At 69.8% G+C, this 12,371-nt stretch carries 13 protein-coding genes; 8 read left to right on the top strand and 5 right to left on the bottom strand.

What is annotated here, in order from left to right; all coding sequences use genetic code 11:
• Positions 1-112: 112 nt before the first annotated feature.
• Positions 113-1,087 carry a TerC family protein gene (locus tag RCP80_RS01640; RefSeq protein ID WP_308480683.1) on the top strand — a complete coding sequence of 325 codons (975 nt, stop codon included), beginning with the start codon at positions 113-115 and terminating at the stop codon, positions 1,085-1,087.
• A 59-nt stretch (positions 1,088-1,146) separates the two neighbouring features.
• On the top strand, positions 1,147-1,575 hold the full coding sequence (locus tag RCP80_RS01645) for a hypothetical protein (RefSeq protein ID WP_308480684.1): 429 nt from the start codon (positions 1,147-1,149) through the stop codon (positions 1,573-1,575).
• A gap of 29 nt (positions 1,576-1,604) precedes the next feature.
• On the opposite strand, the gene RCP80_RS01650 is transcribed toward RCP80_RS01645, so the two are convergent.
• The 4 genes from RCP80_RS01650 to RCP80_RS01665 all read right to left on the bottom strand — a co-directional run bounded on the left by RCP80_RS01650 (position 1,605) and on the right by RCP80_RS01665 (position 4,756).
• Positions 1,605-2,708 carry a PDR/VanB family oxidoreductase gene (locus RCP80_RS01650; protein ID WP_308480685.1) on the bottom strand — a complete coding sequence of 368 codons (1,104 nt, stop codon included), beginning with the start codon at positions 2,706-2,708 and terminating at the stop codon, positions 1,605-1,607.
• A gap of 2 nt (positions 2,709-2,710) precedes the next feature.
• Positions 2,711-3,610, bottom strand: coding sequence for a metal-dependent hydrolase (locus RCP80_RS01655; RefSeq protein ID WP_308480686.1), 900 nt, complete (start codon positions 3,608-3,610; stop codon positions 2,711-2,713).
• 75 nt (positions 3,611-3,685) lie between these two features.
• On the bottom strand, positions 3,686-4,201 hold the full coding sequence (locus tag RCP80_RS01660) for a 2-oxo-4-hydroxy-4-carboxy-5-ureidoimidazoline decarboxylase (protein ID WP_308482661.1): 516 nt from the start codon (positions 4,199-4,201) through the stop codon (positions 3,686-3,688).
• Positions 4,202-4,267: 66 nt separating this feature from the next.
• Positions 4,268-4,756: an inorganic diphosphatase gene (locus RCP80_RS01665; protein ID WP_308480687.1), complete on the bottom strand. Its 489-nt coding sequence runs from the start codon at positions 4,754-4,756 to the stop codon at positions 4,268-4,270.
• A gap of 93 nt (positions 4,757-4,849) precedes the next feature.
• On the opposite strand from RCP80_RS01665, the gene dacB reads away from it, so the two are divergent.
• From dacB to RCP80_RS01690, 5 genes are read left to right on the top strand one after another with little or no spacing between them, the layout of a single operon-like run.
• The gene (gene dacB / locus RCP80_RS01670; RefSeq protein WP_308480688.1) at positions 4,850-6,235 is read left to right on the top strand and encodes a D-alanyl-D-alanine carboxypeptidase/D-alanyl-D-alanine endopeptidase; all 1,386 of its coding nucleotides are present in this window, start codon (positions 4,850-4,852) and stop codon (positions 6,233-6,235) included.
• Positions 6,232-7,242: an Rv3626c family coenzyme F420 biosynthesis-associated protein gene (locus tag RCP80_RS01675; protein ID WP_308480689.1), complete on the top strand. Its 1,011-nt coding sequence runs from the start codon at positions 6,232-6,234 to the stop codon at positions 7,240-7,242. The genes dacB and RCP80_RS01675 overlap by 4 nt, the downstream gene beginning before the upstream one ends.
• Entirely contained in the window at positions 7,221-8,195 is a 975-nt protein-coding gene (gene tilS / locus RCP80_RS01680; RefSeq protein ID WP_308480690.1) for a tRNA lysidine(34) synthetase TilS, read from the top strand. The genes RCP80_RS01675 and tilS overlap by 22 nt, the downstream gene beginning before the upstream one ends.
• 44 nt (positions 8,196-8,239) lie before the next feature.
• A complete protein-coding gene (gene hpt, locus RCP80_RS01685) occupies positions 8,240-8,809 on the top strand; it encodes a hypoxanthine phosphoribosyltransferase (protein ID WP_308480691.1) in 570 nt (189 codons plus the stop codon).
• A 19-nt stretch (positions 8,810-8,828) separates the two neighbouring features.
• A complete protein-coding gene (locus RCP80_RS01690; protein ID WP_308480692.1) occupies positions 8,829-11,009 on the top strand; it encodes a molybdopterin-dependent oxidoreductase in 2,181 nt (726 codons plus the stop codon).
• Between the two features lie 239 nt (positions 11,010-11,248).
• Here RCP80_RS01690 and RCP80_RS01695 read toward each other — a convergent pair whose 3' ends face one another.
• A complete protein-coding gene (locus tag RCP80_RS01695; RefSeq protein ID WP_308480693.1) occupies positions 11,249-11,986 on the bottom strand; it encodes an SIMPL domain-containing protein in 738 nt (245 codons plus the stop codon).
• Between the two features lie 146 nt (positions 11,987-12,132).
• On the opposite strand from RCP80_RS01695, the gene RCP80_RS01700 reads away from it, so the two are divergent.
• Positions 12,133-12,363 carry a hypothetical protein gene (locus RCP80_RS01700; protein ID WP_308480694.1) on the top strand — a complete coding sequence of 77 codons (231 nt, stop codon included), beginning with the start codon at positions 12,133-12,135 and terminating at the stop codon, positions 12,361-12,363.
• Positions 12,364-12,371: the final 8 nt, after the last annotated feature.

The following is a 12,371-nucleotide window of genomic DNA, read 5'->3' on the forward strand; positions in this document are numbered from 1 at the left end:
TGCGGAGTCGTCATCACGTCGACCGTCATCGGACGACCGGCGCCGTGGATCGCTCCGAGCTTGCCGAGCGGTGGAAGAGACCTCTGGTGCTTTGACGACCGGAGGTCCTGCTTTGAACGTCACCCAGCTCGAATGGATCGTCACCCTCGGGGTGACGATCGCCATCCTGCTCTTCGACGTCGTCTACATCGCCCGCAAACCCCACGAGCCGACGATGCGGGAATGCGGCATCGCCCTGACGGTCTACGTCGGCCTGGCGATCGCCTTCGGCCTGTGGACCTGGAACTTCCACGGCGAGCAGTACGGGCTCGAATTCTTCGCCGGCTGGCTCACCGAGTACAGCCTGTCGATCGACAACCTGTTCATCTTCATCATCATCATGGCCAGCTTCAAGGTGCCGAGGAAGTTTCAGCAGCAGGCACTGATGGTCGGCATCATCTTGGCGTTGATCTTCCGCGGCATCTTCATCGCGCTCGGTGCCGTCGCGATCGAGCGGTTCTCCTGGATTTTCTACGCCTTCGGGGCGTTCCTGGTCTACACCGCGGTCAAGCTGGTGCGCGACACCAGCCACGACGACGACGGTGAGAACCGGATCGTCAAGTTCGCCCGCTCGCATCTGAACTTCACCGACAAGTGGGACGGGCTGAAGCTCTGGATGAAGGACGGCACCGGCAAGCGGCTGATGACGCCGATGTTCCTGGTGATCGTCGCGCTGGGCACCACCGACCTGATGTTCGCGCTGGATTCGATTCCGGCGATCTACGGCCTGACCCGCGAGCCCTACATCGTGTTCACCGCCAACGTCTTTGCGCTGATGGGCCTTCGGCAGCTGTACTTCCTGCTCGGTGACATGCTCAACCGGCTGGTGTACCTGTCGCAGGGGTTGGCGTTCATCCTGTTGTTCATCGGCGTGAAGCTGATCCTGCACGCCCTGCACGAGAACGAGTTGCCGTTCATCAACGGTGGCGAGAACCTGCCGGTCCCGGAGATCCCGACGCTGTGGAGCCTCGGGGTGATCATCCTGACGCTGTTCATCACGATGATCGCCAGCCTGATCCGGGCCAGGGTGGTGGCGCGGGAGCGCTGATTCGATTCCCGCTGAGCGCAACCGGCGACGGATCCGGCCGGCGTTCCTACCGTGGCGGTATGTCCAACCCGAGAGTGTTCATCGACGTGGCGGCCGGCGCGACCGACGACTGGACGGAGCTGACCGACGACGATCGGCCCGCGGTGCGGTTGCAGGCGCGCGACCTGCAGCATGCGCAGCGGGTCAGTCGTCGGCTCCGCGCCGACACCGGCGCGGCGGCGGTGCTCGACGTCACGGTGTTGGTCGCCGAGGACGGCCGCGCGGCGCGCGGGCTGCTGGCCGCGGCCGGCTCCTATCGCGGCGCGGTGCACTATGTCGGGACGGTGGCGGGCCTGGCCGGGTTGGTCGACGACATCTACACCGCGGGCGTGGCCGACGGCGTCACGTTGATCCCCGCCGCCGAACAGCAGGACGTGCGGGCGGTGGGGGAACAGGCGTTGGCCCGGCTGCGGGTCGGCGCGCAGCGGTCGGGCCCGCACGGCGGCTGAGGGTGCGGCCTCGCCCGCGGTGGGCGGGCCTACAGGTCCAGCGTCAGGGGGGTGCCGGCCACCGACCGCGACACGCAGACCAGCATCTGATCGGCCCGCTCCGGCGCGGTGAGTAGCGTGTCGCGATGGTCGACGTCCCCGGCGAGGACCCGGGTGCGGCACGTCCCGCAGAAGCCCTGCTGACATGAATACGGTGCTGCGGCACCGGCTTTGGTGAGTGCGTGCAGCAGGGTCTCGTCGGCCGCCACCGGCACTGTCGTGCCGCTGGCGGCCAGCCTCGCCTCGAACGCCACCCCGTCGAGCACCGGTGCCGCCCCGAACCGTTCGTAGTGCAGTTCCACCTGGTCGCGGCCGGCCAGCGCGGCGCGCACGGTCGCCAGCAGCGGGGCCGGACCGCAGGCGTACACCGCGGTGCCGTCCGGGCAGTCGCCGAGCAGGGCATGCGCCGACGGCACGCCGTGGACGTCGTCGGTGCGGATCTGGACCCGGGGCCCGAACCCGGCGACCTCATCGAGAAACGGCAGGCTGTCGCGGCTGCGGCCGACGTAGCTCATCGACCAGTCGACGCCCAGGCGCTCGGCGACGGCGAGCATCGGCAGGATCGGCGTGATGCCGATGCCGCCGGCGATGAACCGCACGCGCCGGGTCGGTGATCCGTAGCCGGGGACCGCGAACGGGAACGCGTTGCGGGGGCCCAGCGTGGTGACGGTGGCGCCCACCGGCAGCCGGTCGTGGATCTCGACCGACCCGCCCCCGCCGTCGGGAATGCGGCGGACCGCGATGCGGTAGTGGTCGCGGGCGGCCGGGTCGCCGCACAGCGAGTATTGGCGGACGGTGCCGCTGGGCAGGTGCACGTCGATATGCGCGCCGGGGTGCCAGCGCGGCAACGTCGGGCGATCCGCCGGCACCAGCCGCAACTCGACAACGTCCTGGTTGTGGGCGGCGACCCTGCGCTCGGCCACCGACAGCGGCAAGACTTGTTCGGGAATCGCCGAAACCGGTTTGCGGACAACAGCTCCGGACACCGTCCACAGGCCGCTGATGGCCAGGTCCGCCAACCGGATCAGGGGGTCGTGCCGGAACGTGCCGGACACGCTGGGTGGGGTCTGGCGCAGCCGCTGGCGGAGCTTCATCTTCACTCCAACGCGGCCCGCGCCGCGGGGGACGCCGCCAGATAGGCCACCGCCTGCGCCGTCGAACCCATGTGCTCGGGGGAGTACCGCGGGGCGAAGTAGGTCAGCGTCTGGGTCCCGAACAGGTGGTGGAACTTCGGCAGCAGGCCGCGCTTGGAGTCCCGCATCCGCTGCCGGTTGTACTGCCACCAGCTGAGCTCGATCCGCGGATCCTGCTTGACCAGGTACCAGGTGCCCTTCTGGAAGAACCCGGCCATCATCGGAACCACCACCGCCATGGCCCGGATCCGGGCCAGGTAGCTGTCGTTGAAGTAGACCGCGACGTCATGGGCCACCGAACGGTGTTCGACCTCCTCGCTGCCGTGCCACCGGAACAGGTCGACGATCACGGGGTCGGCGCCGTGGTCGTCCCAGGCGTTGTTGAGGGCGAAGTCGCCCAGCACCGCCGTGTAGTGCTCGATGGCCGCGATCAGCCACAGCCGCTCGCGCAGGTGATTGAAGCGGCGGCGGTCGTGGGGCGAGGTGCTGGGCGCCAGCACCGTGCCGAACAGGTGCTCCACCAGGTCCAGGATCGGGTCGGGATCCAGGCCCTGGTCCCGCAGCAGGGTGTCCAGCACGTGGTCGTGGGCGCCGGCGTGGATGGCCTCCTGCCCGATGAAGCCGCGCATGTCGGCGGCCAGCCGTGGGTCGCGCACGTGCGGCAGGGCCTCGTTGAACGCCTGCACGAACCAGCGCTCGACCGGGGGCAGCAGCACATTGAGCAGGCTGCCCATGTGCGAGGCCACCGGGTGGCCGGGAATCCAGTGCACGGCCACCCCGTCGACGTCGAATTGCACGTCGCGGGCGTGGATCTGGACTGGACCGGGATCGATCTCGCGCTCGGGTCGGTGTGGGCGCAGCATTCGAACACCTTTCTTGCTCGAATGCGTACTGTAGCGCGTAGCCAGTACTGGCGGTACCGGTTACCGGTACCGCACTCACCAGTTCAGGTAGCCGCCCTCGGGGCCCAGCATCCGCTCCAACCGGGTGCGGTTGATCCGCGCCAGCTCGTTGCGGACCACCTTGAGTTCGGTCTCCCGGTCGTGGTACAGCCGATCGGTGACGGTCGCCAACACCTCGCGCGCCGACAGCCCGGCGCAGCACATCACGAAGCCGAAGCCGAACTGCTCGAGATAACGCTGCGACGCGCGCTGCAGGCAGGCCATCACCTCGGCGTCCTCGTCCCAGATCGCGCATTGTTCGGCGTGGGATCTGAGACTGCGCGGTCGGCGCCCGATGTCGGGGTAGGCGACCATGATCTGATCGATCGCCTGATCGGACATGCTGAACAGCAGCTCGTCGGCGTGCCGAAACAACGCGTCGTGGCTGTCGTAGGGCCGGCCCGCGACCAGGTCGTGCGCCAGGATCACGCTGTTGCAGCACTCATAGAGCGCATGCACGGCCCTGCGCTCGGGCAACGCGTTGAACGCGTCGAGGCCCATCCCCTGATGCATCAGCACACCGGCATCATGAAGAACGGATGGGACAGCCGCGTTACCGCGTGTTACGGCGCTGAAAAATCAGTGCCCGCTGGTCTTGAAGCGCTCGATCGAGCGTTGCACCTCGGCCTCGGCCTCGGCCCGGCCGACCCAGTCGGCCGCCTTGACGAACTTGTTCGGCTCAAGGTCCTTGTAGTGCACGAAGAAGTGCTTGATGGCCTCGAGTTCGAAGCTCGAAACGTCGCCGATCTCTTGGACGTGGTCCCAGCGGACGTCCCCGGCGGGCACGCACAGCACCTTGTCGTCGCCGCCGGCCTCGTCGACCATCTTGAACATCCCGACGGGGCGGGCCTCGACGATCACGCCGGGGAACACCGACTGCGGCAGCAGCACCATGGCGTCCAGCGGATCGCCGTCCTCGCCCAGGGAGTCCTCGATGTAGCCGTAGTCGGCGGGGTACGCCATGGAGGTATAGAGGTAGCGGTCCAAGCGGATCCGACCGGAATCATGGTCGATCTCGTACTTGTTGCGCTGCCCCTTGGGGATCTCGATGGTGACGTCAAACTCCACCGGCACGTCTCCTTCGCATGGCTGATCGTCGAATCGTCGGACGTCACACTAGCGTGGGCGGCCCGGGCCCGGCGGGGCGATACCCTGCACTACATGCATCCGAACCGGTGGCGCCGTTCGACGCACCTGGCGATAGGTGCCGTGGTGCTCGTGGCGGTCGTCGCGGTGGTCACCGCCGCGCTGCTGTTCGTGGGGGACCGCCGCGCCGTCGAAGCGCTCGGTGCCACCCGGCCCGCGCCGGTGCTGGCCGACCCGGGGATCGTGCCCGTCGCGGCGGATTCGGAGGTTCCCACCGAGGCCGGGATGAGCGCCACCCTGGCCGCGCCGCTGGCCGACCCGAATCTCGGCATCCTGACCGGTCGGATCAGCGACGCCATGACGGGGGAGCAGCTCTGGGAGCAGGGCGACGACGTGCCCATGCAGCCCGCCTCGACGAACAAGGTGCTGACCGCCGCGGCGGCGCTGCTGACCCTGGACCGCGACGCCAAGGTGTCCACCACGGTGGTCGCCGCCGCCGACGGCCGCTCCAGCGGCGTCGTCGTGCTGGTCGGCGGCGGGGACACCACACTGTCGGCCGCCCCGCCCGGGGTGAACACCTGGTACAAGGACGCGGCCCGGATCAGCGACCTCGCCGGGCAGGTCCGCCGCAGCGGATTCACCCCGACCGCGGTCCAGGTCGACACCTCGCTCTACAGCGGCCCGGGGCTGGCCCCGGGCTGGGACCCGGCCGACATCGACGGCGGCGACATCGCGCCCATCGAGCCGGTGATGCTAGACGGTGGCCGCACCCAGCCGACCACCTTTGATTCCCGACGCTCCCCGACCCCGGCCCTCGACGCCGGTCGCGCCCTCGCGGTCGCGCTGGGGGTCGACCCGGCGACAGTCACCACCGTGCCGGGCCCACCGACCGGGCCGGAGCTGGCCAAGGTCGAGTCGGCGCCGCTGATCGAGCGGCTGCGGCAGATGATGGTGAACTCCGACAACGTCATGGCCGAGAGCATCGGCCGCGAGGTCGCGGCGGCGTCGCACCGGCCGCTGAGCTTCGCCGGTGCCGCGGGCGCGGTGTGGTCCCGGCTCGCGGCCGAGGGCATCGATCTGACCGGCGCCAAGCTGCTGGACTCCAGCGGCCTGTCGGTCGACAACCGTCTCACCGCGATCACCCTCGACGAGGTGATCGGCGAGGCGGCCGGCCCCAACCACGCCGAACTGCGGCCGCTGTTGGATCTGCTGCCGGTCGCCGGCGGTTCGGGCACGCTGTCGGAACGCTTCCTGGACCCGGTCACCAACCGGGCCGCGGCCGGCTGGCTGCGCGCCAAGACCGGTTCGTTGACCCGCACCAACGCGCTGGCCGGCGTCGTCACCGATCGCAGCGGCCGGGTGCTGACCTTCGCGTTGCTGTCCAACGAGGCCGGACCGACGGGACGGCTGGCGATCGACGCGCTGGCCGCGACGCTGCGCAGCTGCGGGTGTGTCCGATGAGCCCGGCGAGCATCGGCGGCGCCGTCGACTGGCAGTTCGCGGCCGCCGTCGGGGCGCGGTTGGCCCGGTCGGCCCCGCCCACCACCGACTACACCCGCAATCAGGCGATCGGGGAGCTGGCCGAATCCTCCCGCGCCGCCGAGCCGCCCGTCCGGGACGTCACGCGCCTGCACACCGACGGGCCCATCCCGGATGCCCGCATCGTCGACCGTCCCGAATGGATCCGGGCCGCAAGCGAATCCATGCGTCTGATGACCGGCGGGGGCGAGCAGCCGGACGGGTTTCTGGCGGGCCGGATCAGCGGCGCGCAACTGGGCGCGGTACTGGGGTTCGTGTCTTCCGGGATTCTCGGGCAATACGATCCGTTCACGCCCGACGGCGGCAAGCTGCTGCTGGTCTACCCCAACATCATCGCCGTGGAGCGGCAGTTACGGGTGGTGCCCAAGGACTTTCGGCTCTGGGTGTGCCTGCACGAGGTCACCCATCGGGTGCAGTTCACCGCCAATCCGTGGCTGGCCGGTTACATGACCGACGCGTTGGAGGTCCTTACCGTCGACGCCGGTGAGGAGATGGCCGAGGTGATCGGCCGACTCGCCGACTTCGTCCGCGACCGCCAGGACGGGATGATCGGTTTCATGCGCGCCGTGCAATCCGAACCGCAACGGCAGGCGCTGGACCGGTTGCTGGTGCTCGCGACCCTGCTCGAGGGGCACGCCGACCACGTGATGGACGCCGTCGGCCCCACGGTGGTGCCCTCCGGGACCACCATCCGCCGCCGCTTCGATGAGCGACGGCAGCGCAAACAGCCACCGCTGCAACGGATCATGCGGATCCTGCTCGGCATCGACGCGAAGATGTCCCAGTACACCCGCGGTAAGGCCTTCGTCGATCATGTGGTCGGCCGGGTCGGGATGGACCGGTTCAACACCGTTTGGACCGGCGCCGAGACCCTGCCGTTGCCCGACGAGATCGATGAACCGCAGCGATGGATCGATCGAGTCCTGTAAGACGGCTTCGGCAGGCCGTCGCGGCGTTCGCCCGGGAGCATCTCGGTGACGCGGACCGCTGGTGTGTGGCGCTCTCGGGCGGGGCGGATTCGCTGGCGCTCACCGCGGCCGCGGCCGACGTGCTGCCCACCACGGCCCTGATCGTCGACCACGGCCTGCAGGCCGGCTCGGCCGCGGTGGCGACCTCCGCGCAGCGTCAGGCTATTCAGCTGGGATGTGTTGGGGCGCAAATTATCCCGGTGGTGGTGGGGGTCGACGGCGGCCCGGAGGCGGCGGCGCGGTCCGCCCGTTACGCGGCGCTGGAGAGCGCCCGGTCCGGGGCTCCGGTGCTGATCGGACACACCCTCGATGATCAGGCCGAGACGGTGCTGCTGGGCCTGGGCCGCGGTTCGGGGCCGCGTTCCATTGCGGGGATAAGGCCCTACGACCCGCCGTGGTGTCGGCCGCTGCTGGAGATCCGTCGCACGGTCACCGAGGCGGCCTGCGTCGCGCTCGAGCTGGACCCCTGGCGCGATCCGCACAACCACGACCCGCGCTTCACCCGAACCCGGCTGCGTCATGAGGTGCTGCCGCTGCTCGAGGAGGTGCTCGGCGGCGGGGTCGCCGAAGCGTTGGCGCGGACCGCCACCGCGCTGCAGGAGGACGGCGACGTGCTCGACGACCTGGCCGCCCGCGCCCTGGCCGAGGCCGGCGGGGCGGCCGCGGATTCGCCGGGGCTCGCGGTGGCCGCGGTGCTGGGGCTGCCCCGCGCGGTGCGGCTGCGGGTGATCCGCGGCTGGCTGCTGGCCGGTGGGGCGCGCAACCTGACCAGCAAGCAGATTCGCGGGGTCGACGAGTTGGCCAGCGCCTGGCGCGGTCAGGGCGGGGTGGCGGTCGGTGGCGGCCGGGCCGGTGCGCGGTTGTTCGCGCAACGCCGCGACGGCGTGCTGGTGCTGCGGCACGAGCAGCGCTGAGGGGCTGTTTGGCCACCCTGACGACAACATGGCACGCTGGGCACGTGCCAGCGAAATCTGCCGAGCTGTACCCGGGAGACATCAAGTCGGTGTTGCTGTCTGAGCAACAAATTCAGGACAAGACCGCCGAACTGGCCGCCACGGTCGGGGCCGACTACGCGGACTGCGGCGAGGACCTGCTGCTGGTCACGGTGCTCAAGGGCGCCGTCATGTTCGTCACCGACCTGGCGCGCGCCATTCCGGTGCCCACCCAGCTGGAATTCATGGCGGTGTCGTCCTACGGTTCCTCGACCTCGTCGTCGGGTGTGGTGCGCATCCTCAAGGATCTCGACCGCGACATCAGCGACCGCGACGTGCTGATCGTCGAGGACATCGTGGATTCCGGGCTGACCCTGTCCTGGCTGCTGCGCAACCTGGCCAGCCGGCGCCCTCGCTCGCTGAAGGTGTGCACGCTGTTGCGCAAACCCGACGCCGTGCGCGCCGATGTCGACATCTCCTACGTCGGCTTCGACATCCCGAACGAATTTGTCGTCGGATATGGGTTGGATTACGCCGAACGCTACCGCGATCTGCCCTACATAGGCACTCTGGAACCGAGGGTTTACACGCCCTGACTTTCCTCGGGAGGACGCCATGACCACGGACCTTCGCATCTGTCCCATCTGCGAGGCCACCTGCGGGCTGACCCTCACGATCGAGGACGGTCGGGTGACCGGCGCGCGCGGTGACGCCGAGGACGTCTTCAGCGCGGGTTTCATCTGTCCCAAGGGCGCGAGCTTCGCCGAACTCGACGGCGACCCGCACCGGCTCACCGGCCCGCTGGTGCGCCGCGACGGGCAACTGGTCGAGGTCAGCTGGACCGAGGCGTTCGACGCCGTCGCCGAGGGACTGGGGGCGGTGCTCGCCGAGCACGGTGGCAAGTCGGTCGGGGTGTACGTGGGAAACCCGAACGCGCACACCGTCGCCGGCGCGCTGTACGGGTCCATGGTGATCAAGGCGCTGGGAACCCGCAGCGTCTTCTCCGCCAGCACCCTGGATCAGATGCCCAAACAGGTCGCGCTGGGGCATCTGCTCGGCAACCCGTTTGCCTTCGCGGTCCCGGATCTGGACCGCACCGAGCATCTGGTGATCATCGGCGCCAATCCGCTGGTCTCCAACGGCAGCCTGGCCACGGCGCCGGACTTCCCGGGCAAGCTGAAGGCGCTGCGCAAGCGCGGCGGCAAGCTGACCGTGATCGACCCCGCGCGGACCCGGACCGCGGCACTGGCCGACTGGCACCTGGCGCCGCGGCCCGGCACCGACGCGGCGCTGCTGTTCGCCGTCGTGCACGTGCTCTTCGACGAGGACCTGGTGGCCGAGGATCTGGGCGGCATCGCCGCGCATGTCCGTGGGGTCGACGAGGTGCGCACCCTGGCCGCCGACTTCCCCCCGGAAGCTGTGGCGGCCTACTGCGACATCGCGGCCGACGACATCCGCACGCTGGCGCGCGAGATCGCCGCCGCCCGCAGCGCCGCGGTGTACGGCCGGATGGGCACGACGACGGTCGAGTTCGGCACCGTGGGCAGCTGGCTCATCGAGGTCATCAACGTCCTCACCGGCAACCTGGATCGACCCGGCGGCGTGCTGTTCCCGCTCTCGGCAACGGCGGCCAAGCCACGCCCGCCGCGCCCGGGCCGGGGCTTCGCGACGGGCCGCTGGCACAGCCGGGTGTCCGGCCACCCCGAGGTGGCCTCGGAACTGCCGGCGGCCGCGCTGGCCGAGGAGATCGACACCCCCGGCGACGGACAGCTCAAGGCGCTCATCACCATCGCGGGTAATCCGGTGCTCTCGGCGCCGGACGGGGAGCGGCTGACTCGCGCGCTGGCCGGCCTGGGCTTCATGATCAGCATCGACCCGTACCTCAACGCCACCACGCGGCACGCCGACGTGATCCTGCCGCCGCCACCGCCGTCGCAGAGCCCGCATTACGACTTCGTGCTGAACAACCTGGCGGTGCGCAACAATGCGCGGTACTCGCCGCCGGTGCTGCCGCTTGACGGGCGGCCCGACGAGACCGAGATCCTGGCTCGGATCGCGCTGCTGATCTTCGGGGTGGGGGTGCACGCGGATCCGGCGTTGCCCGACGAGCAGGTGATCCGCGGAGCGCTGACCAAGGAGGTCGCGGACCCGGATTCGCCGGTCGCGGGCCGCGACGTCGACGAGCTGATCGCGATGCTCGCCATTGGACCGGGCTATGAGCGACGGCTGGACATGATGCTGCGCCTCGGCCCCTACGGCGACGGGTTCGGCGCGGATCCGGCCGGCCTGACGCTGCAGCGGCTGCTCGACGCGCCGCACGGCGTCGACCTGGGACCGCCGCGGCCGCGGTTGCCCGAGGTGCTGCGCACCCCGTCCGGCCAGCTGGAACTGGCGCCGCTGCCGCTGGTCGCCGACACGCTGCGGCTGCGGGAAGCGCTGGATCGGCGCGCCGACGGTCTGCTGTTGATCGGTCGGCGGCAGCTGCGGTCCAACAACAGTTGGATGCATCTGCCCGGCGGTACCAACCGCTGCACGCTGCAGATCCACCCGGACGACGCCGCCGAGCTGGGGTTGACGGATGTGGCCGTGGTGAAGGGCCCGGGCGGCGAGCTGTTGATCCCGGTCGAGGTCACCGACGGCATCCGGCCCGGGGTGGTGTCGATCCCGCACGGCTGGGCTGAGGCCAACGTCAACCGTCTCAACGACGGCAGCGTGCTGGATCCGTTGTCCAGCACCTCGGTGCTCAACGGCATCCCGGTCGAGGTGTCGGCCGTGGACCCGGTGCCCAGCGGTTGATCATGGGTTGAGGGCGAGCAGCAATCGCACCAACTCGGCCTATCGGTGGGTGCCGGTCTTGTCGAAGATGTGCTGCAGGTGGGTCTTCAGGGTGGACGTCGACAGCGAGCGCTCGAGATTGCACTGGTGGCCCTGGGATTGAGCTGACGGCGAGAATTCGCGCGCATTCGCGCACTGGGGACAACCTCAGGGCCGTGGATGCAATGTCGGCACCGGGGCCGCCGCCAGGCCCAGGTGGCTCAGCGCAGCGTCCACACGACGGTCACCGAGAAGCTGACGGTCTGCTCGCCGGGGGACAGCGGCACATCGGAGGCCATCGCGCGCGGCATCGGGGTGGGCGACGGCGGGGTGGGTTCCTGGCCGGTCTCCGAAATCGAGATCACGTCGCCCAGTTGCGACCCGGACAGCTCCGCATACTGTTCGGCGCGATTGCGAGCGTCCTCGAAGGCGCGGGCGCGCGCGTCGATCACCAGCTGGGAATCGTCGTCGATGGCGAAAGCCACCGAGTTGATGCGGGTCGCGTCGCCGCCGATGCTGGTGATCAGCGCCAGCGCCCGCGAGGCCGCGCTGACGTCGCGAATGGTGACATCGACGGTGTTGGTGGCCTCGTAGCCGGCGGCCGTGCTGCCGTCGGGATCGAGACGCGGCTGCAGGCGCACCTGGCTGGTGGCGATGTCCTCGCGGTCCACCCCGGCGCCCAGCAGGGCGTCGACGACCGCCCGCTGCCGCTCGTTGGTCTGGTTCAGCGCCGTGGTGGCGTCGGCCGCGACGAAGCTGATGCCCACATTGGTCGTCAGGGTGTCGGGGGTGCCCTCGACCTGGCCCGAGCCGACCACGGTGACCTGACGGCCGTTGTCGCCGCCGCCGACACCGACGCTGGGGGCCGCGTCGCAGGCCGCGAGTGCGACGACCGCCAGGGGCGCGATCAATGCAATGGACAGGCGGCGCAGAAGTTTGGGGTTCCCGACTGTGGGCATGGTGGGCACCTTACCGGCGGCGCCTGGGCACCCCTGCAGACGAGTAGCCGATTACGCGTGTCCCACGCCCCCGGGCCGGGCGACGCTTTTCAGGTGTCCCGCGGACTGCCAATAGCCCGCAGACCACCGAAACGGGGTGAACCATCATGACCACCAACTCAGCACACTTCGGCGACTATCCGTTGGGTCGGCCGCTGTCGTTGCCCGCGCCCAGATTTGAGCATTGGGCGGCGATCACCGCGACCATCTCGCGGGTGTTCGGCAAGCTCGCGGCGGCCGCGACAATGGAAGCTGCAGACCCGAGCGGCAGGCCCCGGCGGGCCCGGGCCGCGTATCTGGACCAGTCCACGATGTCGCGCGAGATGTTCCGACTGTGAGGCCCTGG

This window comes from Mycolicibacterium sp. MU0053, assembly GCF_963378095.1.
GTDB lineage: Bacteria > Actinomycetota > Actinomycetes > Mycobacteriales > Mycobacteriaceae > Mycobacterium > Mycobacterium burgundiense.